Raw genomic sequence first — 23,298 nt, 5'->3', positions numbered from 1 at the left:
ATGGCAGCAGAGGAGGCAGAGTGAACACCGAAGATGTGCTGGGCAAGGCCCCCCTGTTCGCCGCGCTTGACCGTGAGAGCGCCGCGGCGCTGCGGACGAGCATCACCGAAGTCCAGCTGTCCAAAGGGCAGACGCTCTTCCACGAGAACGAGACAGGCGACCGGCTCTACGTCGTGCTCGAAGGCAAGATCAAGCTGTCGCGCACCTCGCCCGACGGCCGCGAGAACCTACTCAGCGTGCTGGGCCCGAGCGAGATGTTCGGCGAGTTGTCGCTGTTCGACCCGCGCCCCCGCACGGCCTCCGCGACCGCGCTGACCGACGTGCGCCTGGCCGGGCTGGGCCACGACGACCTGCGGCCCTGGCTCACCGGCCGTCCCGAGGTGGCGCTCCACCTGCTGCGGGCGCTGGCCCAGCGGCTGCGCCGCACCAACGACGTGCTGGCCGACCTGGTCTTCACCGATGTGCCCGGCCGGGTGGCCAAGCAGCTGCTCGACCTGGCCGAGCGGTTCGGCACCAAGACCGACGACGGGCTGCGCGTCCACCACGACCTCACCCAGGAGGAGCTGGCCCAGCTCGTCGGCGCCTCACGCGAGACGGTCAACAAGGCGCTCGCCGACTTCGCGCAGCGCGGCTGGCTGCGCATCGAGGCCAAGGCCGTGGTCATCCTCGACATGGACCGCCTCTACAACCGCTCCAGGTAGTCGAGCTGGGCCCGCACCGACATCTCGGCCGCGGGCCACAGCGACGTGTCGACGTCGCTGTAGACGATCTCCACGATCTGGCGGGGCGTCTTGGCGCCCTGGCGCAGCGCCGCCCTGATCTGGTCGAGGCGCTGCCGCCGGTGCGCGAGATAGCCGTCGAGCACGCCTATCGGGTCGGCCAGCACCGGGCCGTGGCCCGGCAGCAGCGCCGCCACGCCGAGCTCCTCGGCCATGGCCCTGAGCCGGTCGAGGCTGCGCAGGTAGTCGGCCAGGTCGCCGTCGTGGGCGATCACCGTGGTGCCGCGGCCGAGCACCGTGTCGCCGGTCAGCATGGCCTTGTCCTGGGGCAGCCAGAAGCAGAGCGAGTCGAACGAGTGCCCCGGCGTGCCGTACACGCGCACCTCGACGTCGCCGGCGCGCACCACGTCGCCGTCGCCGAGCCCCTCGTCACCGAGCCGGTGCCTGGGGTCGAGCGCCCGCACGGGCGCGCCGACCAGCTCGGCGAAGCGCCTGGCGCCGCCGCTGTGGTCGTGGTGGCCGTGGGTGAGCAGGATCTCGCTCACCCGGCGCCCGGCCAGGTGGTCGGCGACCCGGCGCAGGTGCCGCTCGTCGTCGGGGCCCGGGTCTATGACGATGGTGTCCTGGTCGCCGATGATCCAGGTGTTCGTGCCGTCGAGGGTCATCGGTGACGGGTTGGGGGCGAGCAGGTTCTCGGCGTGGGTCGTACGGGATCCGTCGGGTGAGCCGGCCGGGATGTGCAGGCCGCTCATGCCGTCACCAACTGGAACTCACCGTCGACCTCCACGACTCTGGGCAGGATCGTGACGATCTCGCGCCGCGCGGCCAGGACGGCCGCCACCGAGTCGCAGGCGGCCAGCTCGTTCAGGGTGCGGTAGGTGGGCGGCATCAGGAAGATCTTTCCCTCGTGCGCCAGCTCGACGGCGTCGGCCGGGCGTTTCCAGGCGACCTGGTCGGCCTCGCCGCCGACGTCGCGGGTGCGCTGCCCCTCGGGGAGCACGGCGGCGAAGAAGCGGGTGTCGAAGCGCCGGGTCTCGATCTCCGGCGTGATCCAGTGCGCCCAGGGCTTGAGCAGGTCCGAGCGGAGCACCAGGCCGCGCTTGGCGAGGAAGTCGGCGAAGGCCAGGCTCCGGTCGATCAGCGCGAGCCGGTCGGCCTCCCAGTCGTCTCCCGTGGTGTCGTCGACGACCGAATCGGGCCCCGGCCCCGCGAGCAGCACCCCCGACTCCTCGAAGGTCTCCCGTACGGCCGCGCAGACCAGGCCGCGCGCGACCGCCTCGTCCGCGCCGAAAACCTCGCCCCAGTCCGCCGGAGACGGCCCGGCCCAGGCGACGGCGTGGTCGGTGTCACGGGGATCGACCGAGCCGCCCGGGAAGACGTAGGCGCCCGCCGCGAAGGCCATCGTGGCCTTGCGCCGGAGCAGATAGACCTCTGGCCCCTCGCGCAGGATCACCACCGTGGCGGCGTCCCGCGCGGGGACCGGCTGGACACGTCCGGCGAGGATGTCCCTGGCTCGCTCGGCGAGCTCGTCCGGGAGTCGAAGACCAGTCACATGACCTCCTTCTAGAACATCACTCGGGTCATGGTGACATATCCGGACTCTAGGCGACCTCGGCGATCAGCTCCACTTCGACCGGAGCGTCGAGCGGCAGCGCGGCGACGCCCACGGCGCTGCGGGCGTGCTTGCCCGCCTCGCCCAGCACCTCCGCGAGCAGCTCGCTCGCGCCGTTGGCGACCTGGGGCTGCTGTGTGAATGCGGGGTCACTGGCCACGAACGCCACGACCTTGACGATCCGCACGACCTTGCCCAGGTCGCCGATCTCGGCCTTCAGCGCGGCCAGCGCGTTGAGCGCGCAGATCCTGGCCAGCTCGCGGGCGTCGTCGAGGCCGACCTCGGCGCCGACCTTGCCGGTCTGGGCCATCTTGCCGTCGACCAAGGGCACCTGGCCCGAGGTGTAGACGAGGTCACCGGTCCGTACGGCCGGCACATAGGCGGCCAGCGGCGCGACCACTTCGGGCAGCGTCAGCCCCAGCTCGGCGATCTTCTCTTCGGGCGTCACTGCTTCTCCCTCTTGAAGTAGGCGACGAGCTGCTCGGGCGTCGCACCCTGCAGGATCTGGACCAGCTCCCAGCCGTCGGCTCCGAAGTTGTCCAGGATCATCTTGGTGTTGTGGATCAGCACCGGAGCCGTCAGGTACTCCCATTTCTTCATGAGGGCCAGCGTAGGCGCTGTAACCAGCAGCCTGTGGCGCACCGCTGAACGCGGCACGCCATAGGTGCTGGAGCCAGCAGCCTGTGATGCACCGCTGAGCGCGATGTGAGCAATCTCAAAGGGTGGTCGTCGGCATCTGGTAAATAACCGTTCGGTAGCCTCGAAACGTGGACTCTCGGGACACCGATTGGGACGGCGTGCGACTGCACGTGGTCACCGGCAAGGGCGGCACAGGCAAGACCACGGTCGCCGCGGCCCTCGCCCTGGCACTGGCCTCGGGCGGGCGCAAGGTGCTGCTCGTCGAGGTGGAGGGCAGGCAGGGCATCGCGCAGATCTTCGACCTGCCGCCGCTGCCGTACGAGGAGCGCCGGATCGCCGTGGCCCCGTCGGGCGGCGACGTCTACGCGCTGGCCATAGACCCCGAGGAGGCCATGCTCGAATACATGGAGATGTTCTACGGCATGCGCAGGGCGGGGCGGGCGCTGACCAAGATGGGCATCGTCGACTTCGCGACCACGGTCGCACCCGGCTTCCGCGACGTCCTGGTGACCGGCAAGACCACCGAGGCCGTGCGCCGTCGCGGCAAGAACGGCAAGCGGGTCTACGACGCCGTCGTGCTCGACGCGCCGCCGACCGGCCGCATCTCGCGCTTCCTGAACGTCACCCAGGAGGTCGCCGGACTGGCCAGAGTCGGTCCGATCAAGAATCACTCCGATCTGGTGAGCAAGGTCGTGAAATCTCCGGAAACAGCGGTGCACTTCATCACCCTGCTGGAGGAGATGCCGGTTCAGGAGACGCTGGACGGCATCGCCGAACTGCGTTCGGCGGGGCTGCCGCCCGGTGGGATCTTCATCAACATGGTGCGTGAATCACTTCTCCCGCAGGCCGCACTTGACAGTGCTGTCAAGGGCCGATTCGACGTGGCCGAGCTCACACTCGGGCTCAAGGCGGCCGGTCTCGCCGACGGCGCCTCCTCGACGGCGGAGGCGCTGGCGGAAGAGGTCGCCGAGCATGCCCGCCGTACCGACCTGGAACGCGCCGAGCGCGCCTCGCTGGCGCAGGAGACACTGCCGTCCTACGAGTTGCCGCTGCTGGCCGACGGCGTCGACCTGGCCGGCCTGTACGAGCTGGCCGAGGCCATCCGCACCCAGGGAGCAGCGTGAAGAAGCCCGCCGTACTCGACGTCGACGCCATCCTCGACGACCCGGGCACCCGGATCATCGTCTGCTGCGGCGCCGGCGGCGTGGGCAAGACCACCACGGCCGCCGCGCTTGGGCTGCGGGCCGCCGAGCGCGGCAGGTGCGCGGTCGTGCTGACCGTCGACCCCGCGCGGCGGCTGGCGCAGTCGATGGGGCTCTCCGAGCTCGACAACACGCCACGGCTGATCAGCTCGCCCGAGGGCGGCGGTCAGTTGTTCGCGATGATGCTGGACATGAAGCGTACGTTCGACGAGATCATCGAGGCGCACGCCGACCCCGAGCGGGCCCGCCAGATCCTGTCGAACCCCTTCTACCAGTCGCTGTCCTCCAGCTTCGCCGGCACCCAGGAGTACATGGCGATGGAGAAGCTGGGCCAGCTGCGCCGCTCGGACGAGTGGGACCTGATCATCGTCGACACACCGCCCTCGCGGTCCGCGCTCGACTTCCTCGACGCTCCCGAGCGGCTCGGCCGCTTCCTCGACGGGCGGTTCATCCGGCTGCTGACCGCGCCCGCCAAGGCGGGAGGGCGCAGCGCGTTCCGGCTGCTCAACGCCGGGTTCGGGCTCATGGCGGGCGCGATGACCAAGCTGCTGGGCGCGCAGGTCATCAAGGACCTGCAGACGTTCGTGTCGGCGCTCGACGCCGTCTTCGGCGGGTTCAGGCAGCGCGCGGAGATGACCTACCGGCTGCTCCAGGCGCCCGGTACGGCCTTCGTGGTGGTGGCCACGCCCGAGCGCGACGCGATGCGTGAGGCGTCCTACTTCGTCGAGCGCCTCGCTGAGGAGCGCATGCCCCTGGCCGGACTGGTGGTCAACCGGGTGCACGAACCCACCGCTGCGGCGCTCTCAGCCGCGCGTAGCGCCGCCGCGGCGGAAGACCTGGAGTCGCGGGGCGAACATGAGCTGACCGCCGCCGTACTGCGGCTGCACACCGGCAGGATGCAGCTCGCCGCCCGCGAGCACCGGGAGCGGGACCATTTCAGCTCGGCCCACCCCACAGTGCCGGTCGTCCAGGTAAGTGCGATGTCGGAGGATGTCCACGATCTAGCGGGTCTACACCGGATCGGGGAACTCCTCGCGAGCACATGAGAGTACGGCCGGTGCCGGCACCGGCCGTACTCCCGAGGCTTGGGTCAGCCTGCGATCAACTCGTTAGTCCGTTCGTACTCTTCCTTGGCGGACTCGAGCAGCTCTCGCCACGAATCCACGTCAGGACGCCGCCGAAGCAGAGCCCGCCGTTCCCGTTCCGTCATACCGCCCCACACGCCAAACTCGATGCGGTTGTCCAGCGCATCGGCGAGGCATTCGGTACGGACCGGGCATCCTCGGCAGATCAGCTTTGCCCTGTTCTGTGCGGCGCCCTGGACGAACAGCGCGTCCGGGTCCGCTCCTCGACAGGCGGCACGGGAGGTCCAATCCGTGATCCACATTTCGACCCCACTCCCCTTAGGTGGTCAGTCGTCATTTGGGGCCGACGGGCGCGGGCGCCGAGCCTCCGTATTCAGTTGCCGCAGAGGAGAACGTACGCAACTAGACGTTCGGGCCGACAGACCCCAGAGGACCAATTTCTCGCTGCAGTCTTGACCGGGAATGACTAGTCACCCCCGTCAGTCAAGGCGAAATGGTGCCGAGTTACCGATAAGGTCACCCATTCGACGTACTCTTGGACTTGTGCAAGCTCAGGGCAAAGATCGTTCCTCGCCGTTCCTGAACATCACGCGGTTGATCGCCGCCGGTGCGGCCGCGGGCGTTCTCACGGCTGCCATAGCCCTTCCGGCCGTCGGCGGGGCGGGGATGTCCGCCAAATCCGCGATGACGGGGATCAACCTAAAACCCGAGGACCTGGACGAACCCCCGTTGCCCGAGCGCACGGTCCTGCAGGACGCCGACGGCAAGCAGATAGCCCAGTTCTACTACGAGAACCGCCAGTCCGTGAGCTTGGACCAGGTCGCCCCCATCATGCGCACCGCGCTGATCTCGATCGAGGACTTCCGTTTCTATCAGCACGGCCCGATCGACGTGGAGGGAACGGCCCGAGCCCTGGTCAAGAACCTCACCACGGGCGGCGTGACCCAGGGCGGCTCGTCGATCACGCAGCAGTACGTCAAGCAGGTGCTGCTCAACTCGGCCGAGACCAAAGAGGAACAGGCCGCGGCCATCGAGGCCACCGTCGGGCGCAAGCTCAACGAACTGCGCTATGCCATGGCGATCGAGAAGAAGTACACCAAGGATCAGATCCTTGAAAAGTATCTGAACATCGCATACTTCGGCGCCGGCGCGCACGGCATCCAGGCCGCTTCCAAGCGCTTCTTCGGCAAGCCGGCCTCCGCGCTCAATCTCGTCGAGGCGGCCACGCTCGCGGGCGCGGTCCAGAACCCCAACCGGACCGACCCGAACGTCAGCAAAGCGTCCAGGGAACTGCTGAAGGCCCGGCGCAACGTCGTCCTCGACCGAATGGCCGAACTCGGCAAGATCACACCGCAGGAGGCCGCCGAGGCCAAGGCCAAGAAGCTGGTCTTCAAGGACACCAAGGTCTCCGGCGGCTGCGAGGAGAGCAAGTACCCGTACTTCTGCCTCTACGTTCAGAACGAGATCCTCAACAACGAGGATTTCGGTAAGACCCCCAAGGAACGCCTCAAACTGCTCCAGCGTGGCGGTCTCACCATCAAGACCACCATCGACAAGAAGATGCAGAAAGCCTCCGAGAAGGCCATCAAGGAGTACGTCAGCACCAAGGACAAGCCCGTGGCCTCGCAGGCGATGGTCGTGCCGGGCACCGGCGAGATCAAGGCGATGGCGGCCTCGCGCAAGTTCGGCGGCAGCAAGAAGAAGAATGAAATGAGCTACAACGTCGTCGCCGACGCCAAGCACGGCGGTGGCGGCGGCTTCCAGCAGGGCTCGACGGCGAAGGCCTACACGCTCGCCACAGCGCTCGAGGAGGGCCTGAAGTACGGCGACGGCTACCCGGCGCCCGCCGGCTTCACCGCGTCCGGCTACGGCGCGTTCAAGGACTGCGACGGCAAGCGGGTGGGCGACCCCACGCACGAGGTACGCAACTCCAGCGAGGGCGGCGGCGGCTTCAAGACGCTGCAGACCGGCACCTGGGGCTCGGTCAACACGTTCTTCATGCGGCTTGAGGAGCGCGTCACGCTCTGCAAGGTCGTCAAGCTGGCCAAGCGGATCGGGCTCAAGCGGGCCGATGGCACGAAGCTCCGCGAGTTCGAGACCTTCACGCTCGGCATCAACGAGGTCGACCCGGTCACGGTGGCCAGCACCTACGCGGTCTTCGCCTCACGCGGCCAGTACTGCAAGCCGCTGGCGATCACCGAGATCAAGGACCGCTACGGCAAGGCCACGCAGTACAAACCCAAGTGCTCCAAGGTCATGGAGGAGGAGGTCGCCGACGCCGTCAGCGGCATCCTGTCGGGCGTGTTCACCAAGGGCACGATGCGGGAGGTCGGCGGCATCGGCCGGGACGCGGCGGGCAAGACGGGCACCACCGACGGCTACACGGCCGCCTGGTTCGCCGGTTACACCCCGAACCTCGCCTCCGCCGTCAGCCTCGGCGACCCGCGCGGCGCCTTCACGCACAACCTGATCGGCGTCACCATCGGCGGCCGCTACTACAGCTACGTGTACGGCGCGTCGATCTCGGGCCGCATCTGGAAGCAGGCGATGCTCGGGGCGCTCAAGGGCGTCGAGCCCACCAAGTTCACGCCGGTGGATCAGGAGCGGTTCGGCGGCTGCGGCGACAACTGCGCGCCCAAGCCCAAGAAGGAGAAGAAGGACGATCAGGGCGGCCCGCCGGACGACTTCTTCGACCAGTTCAACCGCGACGACAACGGCGACGACAACCGGGGGCGGGGCCGGGGACGCGGCGGCGAATCGCCCATCACTCCGGCGAACGTCGCTCCGTTGAACTGACCTGAGCTCGCTTGGAGCCCTGGGTGCCCGCTTTGGGGCGGGCACCCTCTTGGCTAGGCGGACAGTCGCGCGCGTACGGCGGCGGCGACCCGTCCCCCCTCCGCGCGACCGGCGACTTTCGGGTTGACGGCCTTCATGACCTGACCCATCGCCTGCGGCCCGGCGGCACCGGTCTCGGCGACGGCCTCGTCGACGAGGCGGCCGAGCTCCTCGTCGGAGAGCTGCGCCGGCAGGTATTCCTCCAGCACCGCCTGCTCGTCCAGCTCCGCCTGGGCCTGCGCCGCGCGACCGGCGTTGCCGAACGCCTCCGCCGCCTCCCGGCGCTTCTTGGCCTCCTTGGTCAGCACCTTGATGATCTCGTCGTCGGAGAGCTCCCTGGCCGCCTTGCCGGCGACCTCCTCGACGTTGACCGCGGCCAGTGCCATCCGAATCGTCCGGAGACGTAGCTCGTCCCGGCTCTTCATGGAGGCCGTGAGGTCGGCCTTCAGCTTGTCCTTCAATGCGCTCATGCGGTCCATCTTGCCGCGTGTACGGACGGCTACGCGCTCGCGCGCCCCATCACACAGCCCGGCACCCGGCCCTTTCGCGGCCTTTGTACGGCCTGCTGGCGCCCTTCTTACCTCCTTCTCGCAGACTCGGGACGGCCCGGGCCGGATGTCGGGCATCATGAATGGGTGAGGAAAGCCGCCGCTGTACCACTGTCCATCCTCGGTCTCGGCCTGGCCGGGTTGGGTTACGCCTCCGTCGTCGAACGCAACTGGTTCCGGCTGCGCCGCTTCGACGTGCCCGTACTCGAGCGCGGGCAGCGACCCGTACGCATCCTCCACCTGTCCGACCTGCACCTGACGCCGGGGCGCAAGAAGCTGATCAACTGGGTCCGCTCGCTCGGCTCGCTGGAGCCCGACCTGGTCGTCAACACGGGCGACTCGATCGCCCACCCGGAGGCCGTGCCCGCGCTCCTGCACGCCCTGGAGCCTCTGCTGGCCCGTCCCGGGATGTTCGTGTACGGCTCGAACGACCTCTACGCCCCCAAGCCCAAAAACCCGGCCCGCTACCTCTGGCGCACCTCCAAGAAGGACCGTCGCCAGCACGTCCCGTCCCTCCCCTGGGAGGAGCTCGGCGCCGGCATGACCGCCGAGGGCTGGCTCGACATGAACAACACCACGGCCCGCGTCAAGATCGGCGACCTCGACGTGGCGGTGGCGGGCATCCACGACTCCCACATCGACCGTGACCGCTACGACCTGGTCGCCGGCCCCGCCCCGGCCGACGCGGACCTCCGCCTCGGCGTCATGCACTCCCCCGAGCCCCGCAACATGACCCGCTTCGCCGCCGACGGCTACCAGCTCCTCCTGGCCGGCCACACGCACGGCGGCCAGCTCTGCATCCCCTTCTACGGCGCCCTGGTCACCAACTGCGGCATCGACCGGGCCCGCGTCAAGGGCCTCAACCGCCACGACGACGCCTGGCTGCACGTCTCGGCCGGCCTCGGCACCTCGCCGTACGCCCCGGTCCGCTTCGCCTGCTTCCCGGAGGCCTCGTTGCTGACCCTGCTTCCGCGCCGGTAAAGGCGGTCACAAGCACCCGCGAAGTCAGCTAGACTTTCTCAAGCACGCTGCAGAGGGCGTGCAGCGGGGTGTAGCGCAGCTTGGCAGCGCGCTTCGTTCGGGACGAAGAGGCCGTGGGTTCAAATCCCGCCACCCCGACAGGGTTCCCGAGGTAAGGGCCTGGTTCTCAAGATCGAGAGCCGGGCCCTTGTTCATTTGACCGCCACACTCGTTCGAATGACAGGATCACAGTGTCCGCCTCGATGGCAGCCGCAAACGAGCGTGACAGTGAGAGGTCCACCCTGCGCCGTTAAGTGCGAGAGGGCATACGAGCACGCCGACCAGGCCGGGCGCGATGAGCTGTGCGGCCTGTTCGAAGACTTAGCGCAGCTCGGCGAACCAGCGGCGGGCCTCCGGCCAGCAGTCGGTCACGTCGAAGCTGCCCAGCCGGGCTGTGCGCCTGATGTCGTCGGCGGAGACCACCGCCCAGGCGAACCAGTCGCCCACGACATCGTCGCGGCGCAGCCGTACCCGGTCGACACGGCTGCTCACCCCCGGCGGGTCGACCTCGACGATGGCCCGGCCGCCCGGACGTACCAGCTCTCTGACTCTGCGCAGCAGGACGCCGGGATGGCCGCCGATCCCGATGTTGCCGTCAGCGAGCAGGGCCGTCTCCCAGCGGCCGCTTCCGGGCAGTTCGTCGAAGACGCTGCGGCGCAGCGCGAAGCCGCCCGCTCGGCGGGTCAGGTGTACGGCGTGCGGGGTGATGTCGATGCCGAGGGCCGGGATGCCGCGGCGGTTGAGCGCGACGGTGAGCCGGCCTGGGCCCGAGCCGATGTCCAGGGTGGGCCCGGCGCATCGCCGCAGCATGGTCTCGTCGCCATCGATGGGCTCGAACCAGCGAGTGGTCTCCAGGAGAGTGCGGGTGCCGTCGACGTACTCGAGCTCGGCGGAGGCTCCGGCCAGCGCGTCGGCGTAGATCTCGCCCATCATCGCAGTGCGACCGCCGCCAGCTCGTGGAGCGCCTGGGCGAAGCGTGAGGCCGGGGCGTCGGAGGCGACCTGGGCGGCGTCGGCCGCGGTGTCCACGTCGGTCAATTCGGGCAGGTGCCGTACGCTCAGCCCCGCCCCGCTGAGGCGTTCGAGTTGCGCCCGTCCGGTGTGGGGCTGCGACATGGGCACGCCGAGCAGCAGATCGGGATCGGGACGACGCAGCCCCAGCAGCCAGAAGCCGCCGTCCGCGGCGGGTCCGAAGACGGCATCGTCTTCGCTCAGTCCCTGTATGGCCGCGTGCAGCAGTTCGGGGGTCACTTGGGGGGTGTCCATACCGATCAGCACCATCGGCTCCGGCCAGAGCCGATAGGCGTCGGCGAACGCCGCGGCGAGGCGCTCGTCCAGACCGGACCCGCGCTGGGGGATCACCTCGAAGCCTGCGGGCAGCCAACCGCCGGGCAGGCCGTCCAGGACCAGCACCCGCTGGGTGGCGGGTGTAACCGCGACGGTACGCAGGGTGTCCTCGAGCGCGGCCTCGGCCAGCCGAGCCGCCTGGGCCGGGCTGTAGGGCGGTGTCAGGCGGGTCTTCACCCGGCCCGGCACCGGCTCCTTGGCAATGATCACGATCTGCGTCATGCCCTGAAGATAAGGGCTGTGACCTGCGTCATCTCTTACAAGGTCGTTACGGCACGGACTTCTTACGGAGTGCGAACGATACGGGCCACGTGTTCGGCTCGCGGGTGGCGGGCCGGGTCGCCCTACACGCTGATGGCGACCTTGCCCCGGGCGTGATGGCCCAGCATGTACGGTGCTCGCCGCGCGCGATGTCATCCTCCGTCACATGTGGGCGCCCCGCACAGTGGAGGCCCGGACCACACCCGGACCCGCCGTGCCGCGGTACGCCAACGCGGTGATCGGCATCTTCCGCGAAGGCGGCTTCTCCGTCGCGCTGGCACACCACGCCCTGCACATCCTCGGCAGCCGGATGCTGGGTTCTCGCAAGATCTTTTCGATGATTCCCCGATCTCGACCGGCTCAGGAACGGCTGATCGGCTCCGGCCTGTCTCCGGCCGGCGTGGGCCTGGCTGCGGAGCGTGCCGCCACTTCGCGCGAGCGGATTCTCAGCTCCGCGCCCGCCGTCCCGCTGCCGGCGGTAGTGATGCAGACTTTCGCGCGGCGTTCATGACGCGCCGCATGTCGGCGACCGCCCGCATGGTGCCGCGGACGGTGCCGGTGACCTTGGAACGGCCGCTGCGCGGCAAGTAGTCCACCTCGACCTCGGCGATCCGCCAACCGGCATGCGCGGCGCGCAACACCATCTCCAAGGGGTAGCCGAACCGGCGATCGGTCAGGCCGAGCGCGATCAGCTCCGCTCGTGAGCAGGCGCGCATCGGCCCCAGGTCGTGCAAGGGCGCACCGGTGCGGCGGCGCAGCTTCCTGGCCAGTACGGCGTTGCCGAGGCGGGCGTGGGCCGGCCATGCCGCGCCGGCCCGCGGAATCCTCCTCCCGAGCACCAGGTCGGCCTCACCCGCCAGCACGGAGGCGACCACCTCGGGCAACTGCTGAGGATCGAGCGAGGCGTCCGCGTCCATGAAGCAGACGATGTCCGCCGTCGCGGCCAGCACTCCCGCGTGGCAGGCGGCGCCGAACCCGCGGCGGGGCTCGCTGACCACGCGCGCGCCGAACTCCGCCGCCACCTTGGCCGAGCCGTCAGTGGAGCCGTTGTCGGCCACGATCGCCGTGTAGCCGGGCGGCATCCGGTCAAGGATCCACGGCAGCGCGGCCTCTTCGTTCAGACAGGGCAGCACGACGTCGACGGTCATGACATCCCCAGCGGAGCGGTGGCGAACTCTTTCATTCCATCCGCGAACGTGACCCCGGCACGGAATCCGAGCTCGACTCTGGCCCGGTCGGGCGCGGCGACGATATGCCGGACATCGCCCAGCCGGTACTCGCCTGTGACGACCGGTTCGGGTCCGCCGTGCTCGGCCGCCAGGGCGGCGGCCATCTCTCCGACGGTGTGCGGGGTGCCGCTGGCGATGTTGTAGGCGGTCAAGCTACCTGGCACCGGTGTGGCCGCGGCCGCGGCCAGGTTCGCCTGGGCGACATCGCGCACGTGCACGAAGTCGCGCATCTGCCTGCCGTCCTCGAACACCCTCGGCACGCGGCCCGCCTCCAACGCCGACTTGAAGATCGCCGCCACTCCCGCATAGGGGGTGTCGCGCGGCATCCGCGGACCGTAGACGTTGTGATACCTGAGCGCCACCGCCGTTCCCGCCGTCTCCCGCGCCCAGTTCGCCGCCAGGTGCTCCTGAGCGAGTTTGGTCGTGGCGTAGGCGTTGCGCGGGTCGAGCGGAGCGTCTTCTCCGATGACCGCGCGGTGCAGCGTGGCGCGGCACTCCGGGCAGGTCGGCTCGAAGAGGCCACGCCGGAGGTCCTCGGCGGAGCGCGGGCCTGGGCGTACCCGGCCGTGCTCGGGACAGTCGTAGGCGCCCTCCCCGTAAACCACCATCGACGAGGCCAGGACCAGCCGCTCAATGCCGTGTCTGGCCATCGCCGCCAGCAGGACCGCGGTGCCGTACACGTTGACCGCCGCGTAGTCGGGCAGATCAGCTACATCCACGCCCAGACCCACCTTGGCAGCCTGGTGCACCACCAGACCCACGCCCGGCAGAGCCCGGTCCAGGACTGCCTCGTCCCGCACGTCGGGACCGTCCTTCAGATCGAGTCGCACCACCCCGTGCCCGGCCGCTTCGAAGGCCTCGACGACATGACTACCGATGAATCCGGACGAGCCGGTGACCATGACCTTCACCTGGCTGACGTTAACTGTGGAGACCGCGCGTTGTCAGAGCCGCCGCGGCCGCGTTCGCAAGCCGTAAGAACTGCGGTGTACCGCAAGGGTCCGGAGGATCATCGCGCCGCTCCCACCTCTTGCGCCGCTCCCCTCTCGACGACCGTGCGGGAGCGGCGGGCCCGGCGTACGGCCCAGCCCGCGAGCACGGCCAGGGCCGCCAGTGTGTAGGCGAGCGTCGCAGGGCCGAACAGGTAGCCGACCGCTCCGGCCAAGGCCACGCCCAGCCACTCCCACCGGCCGTCCATGGCGACCAGCGCGACCACCAGCAGGGCGTACCAGGAGTACTCGGGCGTGAACAGCAGCAGGACGGACCCGCTGACCAGCAACGCGCCGCCCCAGGGCCGCTCGGGATCTCCGTAGCGCAGTACGTACAGCACCAGCAGCGCCAGCAGCAGGATCGCGGCGAACGGAGCCCACGAATCCGGCATCACCAGCCGCAACACCGCGTACCGCCCCCTCGCTGAGGGCGCCTCGTAGCCTTCCTCCTGGACGTACCCGAACAGGTAGCCCGCCACGGAGCCCCGCGAGATGAGCACATAGGGCAGGTAGGTCAGCATGACCACCAGGACGGCGGGCACGACGACGGCGGCGATGCGCCGCCAGGCCACCCCGCCCTTGAGCACCCCCGACAGCGCGCCGGGCAACGCGGTCGCGGGGATCAGCTTGGCCGCGATGGCCGCGCCGAGCAGGGCTCCCCGGCCGCGGACCACGCAGAAGGCGAGCACCACGAGCAGCACGCCCAGCATGTCGATGTGCGCGTTGTTCACCGCCTCGGCGGGCACGGCCGGGCACCACGCCCAACAGGCGGCCCGGCCCGCGCCCGCCCATCGCCACAACGCCAGCAGCACCGCGATCGCCATCAGCGCGCCGCCGGCCTGCAATCCCTTGTGCCGCGAACCCTCCGGCGTCAGCCAGTGCACCAGCAGGAAGTACCCCTCCGCCAGCGGCGGGTAGATCGTGTGCACCAAGGGTCGGTTGATCCGGGTGCACACCCCTTGCGAGACCCGGGCGCGATCGGGCGCGTCACAGTCATCCGGGAACAGCCAGCCGTCACGCAACGGGCTCAGCGCCGGATCGGCGGGAGGATGGTCATAGGGCGAGATGCCCGCCGCCTGAACCCGGCCGTCCCACGCGTACCGGTAGGAATCAGTGCTGGTGCTCGGCGGTGCGACCAAGCCGGTGGCGGTCACGATGACGCCGCCCGCGACGACCAGCACCGCGCGCTGTCGCGCCGGCATCGACCTGGCCAGCCACAGCGCCACCACGAACAGCCCCCACGCGACCAGGTACCACGGCAGCAGGTCAGGACGCCCGAACGCCATCCTGACCAGGACGGCGACGAGCGCCAGGAGTGTCGCGCCGACGTACATCGTGTGCCTGCTCACGCTCCGCAGCTTCGCATCGGCCACCCCTCATGAGGCTGCCGCAGCGCGGTTCGTCCGTACTCCGTAAGAAATCGCCGCGGCAACGCCCCGGGAGAGTCACCTGCGAAGCGGACTCGTCCTGGCGAGCGCGGCGGCGAAGGCGGAGCGCGGAGTGAGATCCGCCACCGCGAACACGTCGGCCGCGGTGTCCACGTCGGTCAGGCACGGCATCGAGGCGACGCTCAAGCCGGCCTGGGTGAGCCTGCGCAGCAGGACCTCACCCGTGGTCGGCTCCGACATCGGGACGCCGAGCAGCAACGCCGGGTCGGGGACACGCAGGCCGAGCAGCCAGAACCCGCCGTCCGCCGCCGGGCCGAACACCGCCTCGTGGTCGCCGAGAAGGGACAGGGCGGTGGTCAGCAGGCGCGGCGTGACCTGCGGCGTGTCCATGCCGATGAGCACGATGGGTGCGGGCAGGAGCCGGTGGGCGTCGTCGAAGGCCGCCGCGAGCCGCTGGTCCAGCCCGCGGCCGCGCTGCGGCAGCACCGTGAAGCTCTCGGGGAGCCAGGCTCCCGGGGTTCCGTCGAGGGCGAGCACGTGGCGGGCGTCCGGCACGCGGGCGACCGTCCGCAGCGTGTCCTCCAACGCGGCGGCGGCGAGTGCCGCGGCTTCGCCCGGGGTGAAGGGCGGGATCAGCCGGGTCTTGACCTTCCCGGGCACCGGCTCCTTGGCGATCACTACGACCTGGGCAGGGATCGGATGCTCGCCGTACCGCCCGCTCATGTCCTGCCCTCGCGGCCGGCCAGGACCCGGCGCATGTCTCCGACGGCCCGCAGCGTGCCGCGCACCGTACCGGTCACCTTCGACCGGCCCGCCCGGGGCAGGTAGTCCACGTCGGTTTCGCCAATCCGCCAGCCTGCGGACGCCGCGCGCAGGACCATTTCCAGGGGATAGCCGCAGCGCCGGTCGGTCAGCCGCAGTGCCAGCAGGTCGGCGCGCCGACATGCCCGCATCGGCCCGAGATCGTGCAGGAGGGCGCCGGTCCGGCGGCGCAGCCTCCTGGCCAGTACGGCGTTGCCGAGCCGGGCATGCATCGGCCACGACGCGCCGGGACGCAGGACGCGCCGTCCGAGGACCAGCTCCGCCTCGCCGTTCAGGACGGGCCCGGCCACCAACGGCAGCTGTCCGGGATCCAGGGACGCGTCGGCGTCCATGAAGCAGATCACGTCCGTGGTCGCGGCCAGCAGTCCGGCATGACAGGCGGCGCCGAACCCACGCCGGGGCTCGGTCACCACCGTCGCGCCGAGCCCGGCGGCGACCCGGGCGGATCCGTCGGCCGAGCCGTTGTCGACCACGATCGGATGGAAGCCGTCCGGCATACGCCCGAGCACCCACGGCAGGGCCGCCTCCTCATCCAGGCAGGGCAGCACCACATCGAGCTTCATATGTCGACGCTAGAGCCGCAGGCCGTACCCGATCCTCACGGGAGGGTCACGTGCCTTCAGAGAAATCGCCAGTTCCCAGCGGCGCCACGGCGAACTCCCGCATCCCTTCGGCGAAGCCGATCTCCGCGCGGAAGCCGAGCTCGCGGGTGGCGCGGCCGGCGGCGGCGACGATGTGCCGCACGTCGCCCAGGCGATACTCGCCCGTCGTGACCGGCTCGGGACCACCGTGCGCGGCCGCGAGCGCGGTGGCCATCTCCCCGATCGTGTGCGGCTCACCGCTGGCCACGTTGCAGACCGTCAGCACTCCGGGTGGAGTGCTGGAGCCGAGGGCCGCGAGGTTGGCGTGGGCGACGTCCCGGACGTGCACGAAGTCACGTCGCTGGCGGCCGTCCTCGAACACCCGAGGTGCCCTGCCTGCCTCCAGAGCCGACCGGAAGATCGCCGCGACCCCCGAATAGGGCGTGTCCCTGGGCATCCTCGGACCGTAGACGTTGTGGTAGCGCAGCGCGATCGGCGTACCGCCGGTCTCCCGCGCCCAGTTGGCGGCCAGGTGCTCCTGAGCGAGCTTGGTGGTCGCGTAGACGTTGCGGGGATCTGGGGGCGCATCCTCGTCGATCGCGGCGGGTGCCAACTCCGCCCCGCAATACGGGCAGCGGGGTTCGAACGCGCCGCGGGCGAGATCCTCGCGGGCACGAGGACCCGGCCGGACCCGGCCGTGCCGGGGGCAGTCGTAGGCGCCCTCGCCGTACACGACCATCGACGAGGCCAGGACCAGGCGGCCCACACCGTGCTCCGCCATGCCGGCGAGCAGCACGCCGGTGCCGTGTACGTTGACCGAGGTGTAGTCAGGCAGATCGGATACACCAGCCCCGATCCCTACCTTCGCGGCCTGGTGGACCACCGCGTCGACGCCCGGCAGCCGACGTGCGAGCACCTCCGCGTCACGAACGTCACCGACCACATGACCGGCCCCCGGCCGGCGGTCGAGGCCGGTGACCTCGTGGCCGGCCACCCGCAGCGCCTCGGCCACATGACTTCCGATGAAGCCGGCCGCGCCGGTGACCAGTATCTTCACCGCACCAACGCTATTGCCCGAACTCCAGCGAGCCCAGAGCGCGGGTCGTCAGGCATGGTCACGAGTGACCTTTGACCGTGTCGAGACCGCTTCATGCGGCGGCGTCGACCCGGCCGCCGGGACTTCGCCGTTAACGTGACCGGTGTGGCCGCGGACGTCTTCCCGGCTCTCCGGACGATGCCGGAATCCGTCCGTGAGTAGTCGCGGGTTTCGAGAATGGCTCAGCCCGGCGGCTGTGGCACGGCTTCCGATCTTGCTCGCCGCGGCCGCGGGACTCGTCGCGATGGCCGTGTACGTCGGCGTCGCCGTGAGCCGGCTGGGCTATCCGTACGCCCTGGAGTGGCTGGAAGGCAACTCCCTGGTCGAGGTGGAACGGTTGCTCACCGGCCGCCCGTTGTACTCCGCTCCCACGGTCGACTACGTGCCCGACGCCTATCCCCCGCTGTACTTCGCCACCTCCGCGGCCCTCGCGAGCGTGCTGGGGGTCTCCTATCTCCCGCTCCGACTGGTCTCGCTGGTCGCCTCGCTCGGCTGCTTCGTCCTCCTCACCCGGCTGGTCCAGCGCGAGACCGGAGATCTGGCCGCCGGGGTGGCCGCGGCGGGGCTCTACGCCGCGACCTACTTCGCCGTCGACTCCTGGTTGGACTTCGCCCGGGTGGACTCGCTCTTCCTTCTCCTCAGTCTCGCCGGGCTGTACCTGGCCCGGTGGATGCGCCGGCCGGGCGGTGCGGTGGCCGCCGGACTGCTGCTCGCGGCGGCCTTCCTCACCAAGCAGAGCGCGCTCGCCGAGGCGGTGGCGATCACCGCTGCGCTGCTGTGCGGTCCCCGGCGCCGTCTGGGAGGGTGGCTGGCGGTGACGTTCGCGGCGGTGATGGGCCTGACCACGCTCGTATGGGGCCTGAGCAGCCACGGCTGGTACGTGTTCTATGTCTTCGAGCTGCTCGCCCAGCACCGGCTTCACCACGCCGCGTTCACCGAGTTCTGGACCCGATACCTGTTGCCCGCCCTCGGCTTCGCGCTGGGCGCGGTCCTGCTCGCGGTGCGGCGGACTCCGCTGCTCATCGGCCTGGGCTGCCTCGCCCTGGTCGTGGAAGGTTACGCCGGCCTCGTGCACGCGGGCGGTGCGGTGAACAACATGCTTCCGGTCTATGTCGCCGTGGCGTTGCTCGCGGGTATCGGGATGGGCGGCTCGACGCCGAGCCCGCGCGGGGCGGTGGCCGGTCTGCTGGTCCTGGCGCAGATCGCTGTCCTGGCCGTGAGCACCCTCGATGCCGACCGGGTGGTCCCGGGCCCCGCTGACCGACGTGTGGGTGACCGGCTCCGCACGTGGCTGGGGGAGTTCGACGGGCCGGTGGCGGTTTTCTCCGATCCGGGACTGAACGTGGTGGCCGGGCTCCCGCCCGTGGCCCACCGAGCCGCCGCCGCCGACATCCTGCGCGGCACCGACCGCTCCGCCCAGGCGGAGCTCGAACGCAGCATCGCCCGCGCGGTGACCGAACGGCGTTTCGCCGCGATCGTGGTCGGGCGCCCGACCGATCTCCGGGGATTTCCCCCCGATCTGAAACGGTACTACCGCCGCTGCCCTGAGAAGCTGCTGGCGGATGTCCCGAAAGGGGTGTTCCGGCCGATCGTCGGGGGATCTCCGCCGCCTTCGGTCTTGTGGCTCCCCTTGGGGCGGGGTTCCTGCGCGGAGATCACGCGACGGCTCGGGTGACCGCCGCGGCCCCCGCGGCCGCCCCAGTTATGCGATCCCAAATAGGGGTATTTCCGGCAGAACACTTGTTTCGGGGTGATTCAGTGTCAGATCGGAAAAACGTCACCGCCTGGCTGCGAGAACATCCTCCGCCTGGCCCGTTCCGGCCGGGGTTCTGGCGCAGTCCGCTGCGTGGCCCGTGGCTGACCTCGGTTTTCGGTCTCATCCTGCTGTTCGGGATCCCGATCATCGCGATCACCGGACTGGTGTCCTACGCCGCCTATGACCCGCAGTTGCCCATCAACGACACGACCCCCGAAAAGGGATGGCTGGGCTTCTACCTGTTCGACTGGCCAACCCACCCGGCCTGGCTGTACCGGGTCACGCAGGGAGTGCACGTCGTCCTCGGACTGACGTTGACCTCGGTGCTGCTGGCCAAGCTGTGGTCGGTGATCCCGAAGCTGTTCACCTGGCCACCGGCGCGCTCCCCCGCCGAAGCCGTGGAGCGCGCCAGTCTGCTGCTCCTGGTCGGCGGCGCGGCGTTCGAGTTCGTCACCGGCATCCTGAACATCCAGCTCTTCTACGTCTTCCCGTTCTCCTTCTACCCGGCCCACCTGTACGGGGCGTGGATCTTCCTCGCGGCCTTCGTGGTCCACGTCGCCTTCAAGCTGCCGAAGATGGTCCGATCGCTGCGGTCGCGGAGCTTCCTTCGTGAGCTGCGCACCAGGCTGGAAGAGACCCGTCCTGAGCCACCCGATCCCGATGGCCTGGTTCCCCCGTCTCCGGCGGAGCCCACCATGTCCCGGCGGGGCGTGCTCGCCTTCGTGGGCGGCGCCTCACTGATCACGCTCGGTCTGTCCGCCGGCCAGACCCTGGACGGACCGCTGCGCCGCACCGCGCTCCTGGCCCCGCACGGGCGGGACTACGGCCCCGGCCCCAACGACTTCCAGGTGAACAAGTCCGCCACCGCCATGGGCGTCCATCTGGCGGACACCGGCCCGGCATGGAGGCTGGAACTGGCCGGACCACGTCCGGCCGGCCTGAGCCGCGCCGAACTGCTGGCGATGCCGCTGCACACCTACGCGCTGCCCATCGCGTGCGTGGAGGGATGGTCCACAGAGCAGTTGTGGACGGGCGTACGGCTGGCCGATCTGGCGCGGCTGGCGGGGATGACGCCCGGCATGGCGGAGGTGCTCGTCGAATCCCTGCAACGCGGCGGCTCCTTCCGCCGGGCATCGCTGAGCACGGGCCAGGTGGCCGACCCCCGCTCCCTGCTCGCCTTGCGGGTCAACGGCGCCGATCTGTCCCTCGACCACGGCTATCCCGCCAGGATCATCGTCCCGAACGCCCCCGGCGTGCACAACACGAAGTGGGTCCGCAGACTCGGCTTCCATCCGACGGCGAAATGAGGGACGACATGCCTTCCCGGATCCGCAGGAGGATGGCCGGCCGCTATGGGGCCGACCCGTTGCACCTGCTGGCGCTGCTCGCCTGCTTCGCCCTGGCCGGATACGCCGCCGGCCGCGTCGTCGCCGCGGGCATCTGGATCGGCTTCCTGGTGTGGTTCGTCGGCGCCGCGGTCATCCACGACCTCCTGCTGTACCCGCTGTACTCCCTCGCCGACGTCACCGCGCAACGGCGGCCGTGGCATCGCCGCCGACCACCGTCCGGCACCTCCACCTGGCCACCGTCGATCAACTACCTGCGCGTGCCGGCCGCGCTGTCCGGCCTGCTGCTCCTCATCTGGTTCCCCCTCATCCTCCGGCTGGCCGAGGGCAATTACCACAGGTCAACAGGGCTGGACACGAGCCCATATCTCGGTCGGTGGCTGCTGGTCACCGGCGTGCTCTTCGCCGGATCCGCGCTCGCGTACGCCATCCGGCTGCGCCGGCACAAGACCCCGGCCGAGCCGCCACCTCCCCTCCCAGCGCCGCAAGCCCGGCGATCATCGCCATGAGGCTCCCTTGAGCACCAGGCCGATCAGCGACCACGCCCTGCTGGGGGACTGCCGATCCGCGGCCCTGGTCACCTCCGACGGTTCGGTGGACTGGCTCTGCATGCCACGCTTCGACAGTCCGTCGATCTTCGCCCGGCTGCTCGACGAGAACGCCGGATACTGGTCCATCCGGCCCACCCGGCCCGCGGAGATCACCCGCAGGTATCTGGACGACAGCCTGGTGCTGGAGACCACCTTCCGTGGTCCGGACGGAACCGTGGTACTCGTGGACGCCCTCGCACTGGGCCACGGAGAACGCGGCCACTCGATGGGCGCGTCCTCACCCGGCGTTCTCCTGCGCCAGGTGACCTGCGTCGAAGGGCGCGTGCCCGTAGAGGTGGTGTACGCGCCGAGGCCCGAGTTCGGGCTCGTCAAGCCACTGATAGAACCGGTCCGCGGCGGCCTGATCGCGCACGGCGGCGCCCACGTCCTCACCATGTCGACGCCCATCGACCTGCGAGTGAGCGGTGCGGTCGCCGACACCACCCACACGCTGCGAGCGGGAGAACGCCTAGGGCTGGCCCTGCGGGCCGGTTGGGCATGGGGCCCCGAACAACCGTGTCTGAACCCCCGGCACATCCGCCGCCGCCTCAGGGACACCGTCACCGGCTGGCGCTCCTGGTCCCGGTTGCACGCGCGCTACCAAGGCCCGTGGCAAGATCAGGTCGGCCAGAGCGGCCGGGTGCTGCGAGCGCTGACGTTCGCCCCCACCGGGGCCATCGTCGCCGCGGCCACCACCTCCCTGCCCGAGAGCATCGGCGGAGAACGGAACTGGGACTACCGCTACACCTGGATCCGCGACACCAGCTTCACCCTGCAGGCACTGGCCACGGCGGCGTGCGAGATGGAGGAGACCGCGTTCTTCGCCTTCCTCGCCCGCGCCGCGGCCACCCAACTCGACCACGACGTCGACCTGCAGATCATGTACGGCGTCGGCGGCGAGCGGGACCTGAGCGAACGCTCCCTGACCCACCTGAGCGGCTGGCGGGGCAGCGCCCCGGTACGCGTCGGCAACGACGCCTGGCAGCAGCGACAGATCGACATCTACGGGGAACTGCTCGACGCGGCCCACCAGATCTACCATGACGCGGACCCGCCCGACACGCTCACCCGCTCCTTCCTGATCGGCGTGGCCGACGCGGCCGCCCGGCACTGGCGCGAGCCGGACCAGGGCCTCTGGGAAATACGCGGCCCCAGCCGGCACTTCCTCCACTCGAAGCTCATGTGCTGGGTGGGTCTGGACCGGGCGATCACCCTGGCACCCCTGCTGGGAGCCACCAGCCGCGTCCCCGGCTGGACACGCGAGCGCGAGCGGATCCGCGCCGCGATCCTGACCCACGGATGGAACCAGCAGGTGGGGGCCTTCACCCAGACATTCGCCGCCGCCGATCTGGACGCGTCCGTGCTGATGATGCCCATGGTCGGATTCCTGCCCAGCGACGACCCCCGCGTCCGGGCCACCGTGAACGCCGTGGCCGCGCACCTGACCGACGCCCGCGGCTTGGTACACCGCTACCGCGCCGCGGACGGACTCCCGGGAGAAGAGGGCACGTTTCTGCTGTGCACCTTCTGGCTCGCCCACGCCCTGGCACTCACCGGCGAAAGCGCCCCGGCCAAGCAGGTGTTCCACACCGCCGCCTCGTACGCCAACGACGTCGGCCTGCTGGCCGAAGAGGTCGACTCCGCCACAGGCGAACCCATCGGGAACTTCCCGCAAGCCTTCAGCCATATCGGCCTGATCAACGCCGCCCGCGCCATCCACGACACGACACAGCAGCCGACCTTGTCATAGCCCCTGGGTAACGTGGCCCTCATCCACATCCCACAACTCTCGGAGGAGATCATGTCCTCACGGCTCAACCCCTACCTGGTGTTCAACGGCAACGCCCGTCAGGCGATGGAGTTCTACGCGAACGTGTTCGGCGGCAATCTCGCCCTCAACAGCTTCGCCGAGTTCGGCGTCACGGACTCACCGGATGCCGACCGGATCATGCACGCGATGCTGGAGACGGAGGCCGGTTACACGATCATGGCCAGCGACGTCATCGGCGACATGCAATTCCAGCCCATGGCGGGCGCTTCGGTGAGTCTCAGCGGCGACGACGCCGACCTCCTGCGCGGCTACTGGGAAAGACTGTCCGCAGACGGGTCCGTCACGATGCCCATGCAGAAGCAGGCCTGGGGCGACGAGTTCGGCATGTGCGTCGACAGGTTCGGTGTGCCGTGGATGGTCAACATCAGCGAGCCGCAGACGGGCAGGTGATGGTGCGCAGCCT

At 69.9% G+C, this 23,298-nt stretch carries 25 protein-coding genes and 1 tRNA gene; 12 read left to right on the top strand and 14 right to left on the bottom strand.

All coding sequences use genetic code 11. From position 1 onward, the window contains the following. Positions 1 to 20 precede the first annotated feature (20 nt). Positions 21 to 701 (top strand): Crp/Fnr family transcriptional regulator, encoded by a 681-nt coding sequence (locus tag ACGFNP_RS12295; protein WP_185069893.1) that lies wholly within the window; start codon positions 21 to 23, stop codon positions 699 to 701. Here the strand turns inward: ACGFNP_RS12295 and ACGFNP_RS12290 are convergent. The 4 genes from ACGFNP_RS12290 to ACGFNP_RS12275 are packed head-to-tail and all read right to left on the bottom strand — an operon-like array spanning position 683 to position 2,931. Further along, positions 683 to 1,471, bottom strand: a complete 789-nt coding sequence (locus ACGFNP_RS12290; protein ID WP_393317685.1) for an MBL fold metallo-hydrolase — start codon at positions 1,469 to 1,471, stop codon at positions 683 to 685. The genes ACGFNP_RS12295 and ACGFNP_RS12290 overlap by 19 nt on opposite strands. Then, positions 1,468 to 2,271 carry an NUDIX hydrolase gene (locus ACGFNP_RS12285; protein ID WP_393317682.1) on the bottom strand — a complete coding sequence of 268 codons (804 nt, stop codon included), beginning with the start codon at positions 2,269 to 2,271 and terminating at the stop codon, positions 1,468 to 1,470. The genes ACGFNP_RS12290 and ACGFNP_RS12285 overlap by 4 nt, the downstream gene beginning before the upstream one ends. A 49-nt stretch (positions 2,272 to 2,320) precedes the next feature. Beyond that, positions 2,321 to 2,779, bottom strand: a complete 459-nt coding sequence (locus tag ACGFNP_RS12280; protein ID WP_358339329.1) for a RidA family protein — start codon at positions 2,777 to 2,779, stop codon at positions 2,321 to 2,323. Then, positions 2,776 to 2,931, bottom strand: coding sequence for a hypothetical protein (locus tag ACGFNP_RS12275; RefSeq protein ID WP_165959776.1), 156 nt, complete (start codon positions 2,929 to 2,931; stop codon positions 2,776 to 2,778). The genes ACGFNP_RS12280 and ACGFNP_RS12275 overlap by 4 nt, the downstream gene beginning before the upstream one ends. Positions 2,932 to 3,098: 167 nt before the next feature. On the opposite strand from ACGFNP_RS12275, the gene ACGFNP_RS12270 reads away from it, so the two are divergent. Both ACGFNP_RS12270 and ACGFNP_RS12265 read left to right on the top strand, forming a co-directional pair. After that, positions 3,099 to 4,094, top strand: a complete 996-nt coding sequence (locus ACGFNP_RS12270; RefSeq protein WP_358339326.1) for an ArsA-related P-loop ATPase — start codon at positions 3,099 to 3,101, stop codon at positions 4,092 to 4,094. Continuing rightward, positions 4,091 to 5,218 (top strand): ArsA family ATPase, encoded by a 1,128-nt coding sequence (locus ACGFNP_RS12265; protein ID WP_358339323.1) that lies wholly within the window; start codon positions 4,091 to 4,093, stop codon positions 5,216 to 5,218. Before ACGFNP_RS12270 ends, ACGFNP_RS12265 begins: the two co-directional genes overlap by 4 nt. A 44-nt stretch (positions 5,219 to 5,262) precedes the next feature. Here the strand turns inward: ACGFNP_RS12265 and ACGFNP_RS12260 are convergent, their stop codons facing one another. Next, positions 5,263 to 5,559, bottom strand: coding sequence for a WhiB family transcriptional regulator (locus tag ACGFNP_RS12260; protein ID WP_148036282.1), 297 nt, complete (start codon positions 5,557 to 5,559; stop codon positions 5,263 to 5,265). A gap of 241 nt (positions 5,560 to 5,800) precedes the next feature. Here ACGFNP_RS12260 and ACGFNP_RS12255 point away from each other — a divergent pair, with 241 nt between their 5' ends. Then, positions 5,801 to 8,053 carry a transglycosylase domain-containing protein gene (locus ACGFNP_RS12255; RefSeq protein WP_358339320.1) on the top strand — a complete coding sequence of 751 codons (2,253 nt, stop codon included), beginning with the start codon at positions 5,801 to 5,803 and terminating at the stop codon, positions 8,051 to 8,053. A gap of 53 nt (positions 8,054 to 8,106) precedes the next feature. Here the strand turns inward: ACGFNP_RS12255 and ACGFNP_RS12250 are convergent, their stop codons facing one another. Further along, positions 8,107 to 8,562 (bottom strand): GatB/YqeY domain-containing protein, encoded by a 456-nt coding sequence (locus ACGFNP_RS12250; RefSeq protein WP_358339317.1) that lies wholly within the window; start codon positions 8,560 to 8,562, stop codon positions 8,107 to 8,109. Between the two features lie 165 nt (positions 8,563 to 8,727). Between ACGFNP_RS12250 and ACGFNP_RS12245 the strand changes: the two genes are divergently transcribed. Next, positions 8,728 to 9,621: a metallophosphoesterase gene (locus tag ACGFNP_RS12245; RefSeq protein ID WP_393317676.1), complete on the top strand. Its 894-nt coding sequence runs from the start codon at positions 8,728 to 8,730 to the stop codon at positions 9,619 to 9,621. Positions 9,622 to 9,685: 64 nt separating this feature from the next. Continuing rightward, positions 9,686 to 9,759, top strand: a tRNA-Pro gene (locus ACGFNP_RS12240). Between the two features lie 222 nt (positions 9,760 to 9,981). Here ACGFNP_RS12240 and ACGFNP_RS12235 read toward each other — a convergent pair. Next, the gene (locus ACGFNP_RS12235; protein WP_393317673.1) at positions 9,982 to 10,590 is read right to left on the bottom strand and encodes a class I SAM-dependent methyltransferase; all 609 of its coding nucleotides are present in this window, start codon (positions 10,588 to 10,590) and stop codon (positions 9,982 to 9,984) included. Further along, positions 10,590 to 11,228 carry a TIGR04282 family arsenosugar biosynthesis glycosyltransferase gene (locus ACGFNP_RS12230; RefSeq protein ID WP_393317670.1) on the bottom strand — a complete coding sequence of 213 codons (639 nt, stop codon included), beginning with the start codon at positions 11,226 to 11,228 and terminating at the stop codon, positions 10,590 to 10,592. The genes ACGFNP_RS12235 and ACGFNP_RS12230 overlap by 1 nt, the downstream gene beginning before the upstream one ends. Positions 11,229 to 11,400: 172 nt before the next feature. Between ACGFNP_RS12230 and ACGFNP_RS12225 the strand changes: the two genes are divergently transcribed. Beyond that, the gene (locus ACGFNP_RS12225) at positions 11,401 to 11,778 is read left to right on the top strand and encodes a hypothetical protein (RefSeq protein WP_393317667.1); all 378 of its coding nucleotides are present in this window, start codon (positions 11,401 to 11,403) and stop codon (positions 11,776 to 11,778) included. Here ACGFNP_RS12225 and ACGFNP_RS12220 read toward each other — a convergent pair. From ACGFNP_RS12220 to ACGFNP_RS12195, 6 genes are all read right to left on the bottom strand, one after another. Next, positions 11,714 to 12,415, bottom strand: a complete 702-nt coding sequence (locus tag ACGFNP_RS12220; protein WP_358339305.1) for a glycosyltransferase family 2 protein — start codon at positions 12,413 to 12,415, stop codon at positions 11,714 to 11,716. The genes ACGFNP_RS12225 and ACGFNP_RS12220 overlap by 65 nt on opposite strands. Further along, positions 12,412 to 13,407, bottom strand: a complete 996-nt coding sequence (locus tag ACGFNP_RS12215; RefSeq protein ID WP_393317664.1) for an NAD-dependent epimerase/dehydratase family protein — start codon at positions 13,405 to 13,407, stop codon at positions 12,412 to 12,414. Before ACGFNP_RS12215 ends, ACGFNP_RS12220 begins: the two co-directional genes overlap by 4 nt. A 98-nt stretch (positions 13,408 to 13,505) precedes the next feature. Next, the gene (locus ACGFNP_RS12210; protein ID WP_393317661.1) at positions 13,506 to 14,834 is read right to left on the bottom strand and encodes a glycosyltransferase 87 family protein; all 1,329 of its coding nucleotides are present in this window, start codon (positions 14,832 to 14,834) and stop codon (positions 13,506 to 13,508) included. 96 nt (positions 14,835 to 14,930) lie between these two features. Beyond that, on the bottom strand, positions 14,931 to 15,596 hold the full coding sequence (locus tag ACGFNP_RS12205; protein WP_393317658.1) for a TIGR04282 family arsenosugar biosynthesis glycosyltransferase: 666 nt from the start codon (positions 15,594 to 15,596) through the stop codon (positions 14,931 to 14,933). Continuing rightward, a complete protein-coding gene (locus ACGFNP_RS12200) occupies positions 15,593 to 16,258 on the bottom strand; it encodes a glycosyltransferase family 2 protein (RefSeq protein WP_393317655.1) in 666 nt (221 codons plus the stop codon). Before ACGFNP_RS12200 ends, ACGFNP_RS12205 begins: the two co-directional genes overlap by 4 nt. A 46-nt stretch (positions 16,259 to 16,304) precedes the next feature. Then, positions 16,305 to 17,333, bottom strand: coding sequence for an NAD-dependent epimerase/dehydratase family protein (locus ACGFNP_RS12195; protein WP_393317652.1), 1,029 nt, complete (start codon positions 17,331 to 17,333; stop codon positions 16,305 to 16,307). Between the two features lie 235 nt (positions 17,334 to 17,568). Here ACGFNP_RS12195 and ACGFNP_RS12190 point away from each other — a divergent pair, with 235 nt between their 5' ends. From ACGFNP_RS12190 to ACGFNP_RS12170, 5 genes are all read left to right on the top strand, one after another. Next, a complete protein-coding gene (locus tag ACGFNP_RS12190) occupies positions 17,569 to 19,047 on the top strand; it encodes a glycosyltransferase family 39 protein (RefSeq protein WP_393317649.1) in 1,479 nt (492 codons plus the stop codon). Between the two features lie 83 nt (positions 19,048 to 19,130). Then, positions 19,131 to 20,435, top strand: coding sequence for a molybdopterin-dependent oxidoreductase (locus ACGFNP_RS12185; protein WP_393317646.1), 1,305 nt, complete (start codon positions 19,131 to 19,133; stop codon positions 20,433 to 20,435). An 8-nt stretch (positions 20,436 to 20,443) separates the two neighbouring features. Beyond that, a complete protein-coding gene (locus ACGFNP_RS12180) occupies positions 20,444 to 20,983 on the top strand; it encodes a hypothetical protein (protein ID WP_393317643.1) in 540 nt (179 codons plus the stop codon). A 7-nt stretch (positions 20,984 to 20,990) separates the two neighbouring features. After that, positions 20,991 to 22,814 (top strand): glycoside hydrolase family 15 protein, encoded by a 1,824-nt coding sequence (locus ACGFNP_RS12175; RefSeq protein ID WP_393317640.1) that lies wholly within the window; start codon positions 20,991 to 20,993, stop codon positions 22,812 to 22,814. A gap of 51 nt (positions 22,815 to 22,865) precedes the next feature. Further along, on the top strand, positions 22,866 to 23,285 hold the full coding sequence (locus tag ACGFNP_RS12170) for a VOC family protein (RefSeq protein ID WP_393317637.1): 420 nt from the start codon (positions 22,866 to 22,868) through the stop codon (positions 23,283 to 23,285). Positions 23,286 to 23,298: the final 13 nt, after the last annotated feature.

The sequence above is a fragment of the Nonomuraea sp. NPDC049269 genome, assembly GCF_043197155.1.
GTDB lineage: Bacteria > Actinomycetota > Actinomycetes > Streptosporangiales > Streptosporangiaceae > Nonomuraea.
The sequence above is the reverse complement of the archived record's forward strand: the minus strand, read 5'-3'. Positions and strand labels throughout refer to the sequence as shown.

Bases quoted from the DNA above. Each gene is read 5' to 3' on its own strand.
- ACGFNP_RS12230 (WP_393317670.1), bottom strand. From the start codon at position 11,228: ATGACGCAGATCGTGATCATTGCCAAGGAGCCGGTGCCGGGCCGGGTG.
- ACGFNP_RS12220 (WP_358339305.1), bottom strand. From the start codon at position 12,415: ATGACCGTCGACGTCGTGCTGCCCTGTCTGAACGAAGAGGCCGCGCTG.
- ACGFNP_RS12250 (WP_358339317.1), bottom strand. From the start codon at position 8,562: ATGAGCGCATTGAAGGACAAGCTGAAGGCCGACCTCACGGCCTCCATG.
- ACGFNP_RS12205 (WP_393317658.1), bottom strand. From the start codon at position 15,596: ATGAGCGGGCGGTACGGCGAGCATCCGATCCCTGCCCAGGTCGTAGTG.
- ACGFNP_RS12235 (WP_393317673.1), bottom strand. From the start codon at position 10,590: ATGGGCGAGATCTACGCCGACGCGCTGGCCGGAGCCTCCGCCGAGCTC.
- ACGFNP_RS12275 (WP_165959776.1), bottom strand. From the start codon at position 2,931: ATGAAGAAATGGGAGTACCTGACGGCTCCGGTGCTGATCCACAACACC.
- ACGFNP_RS12200 (WP_393317655.1), bottom strand. From the start codon at position 16,258: ATGAAGCTCGATGTGGTGCTGCCCTGCCTGGATGAGGAGGCGGCCCTG.
- ACGFNP_RS12260 (WP_148036282.1), bottom strand. From the start codon at position 5,559: ATGTGGATCACGGATTGGACCTCCCGTGCCGCCTGTCGAGGAGCGGAC.
- ACGFNP_RS12170 (WP_393317637.1), top strand. From the start codon at position 22,866: ATGTCCTCACGGCTCAACCCCTACCTGGTGTTCAACGGCAACGCCCGT.
- ACGFNP_RS12290 (WP_393317685.1), bottom strand. From the start codon at position 1,471: ATGAGCGGCCTGCACATCCCGGCCGGCTCACCCGACGGATCCCGTACG.
- ACGFNP_RS12180 (WP_393317643.1), top strand. From the start codon at position 20,444: ATGCCTTCCCGGATCCGCAGGAGGATGGCCGGCCGCTATGGGGCCGAC.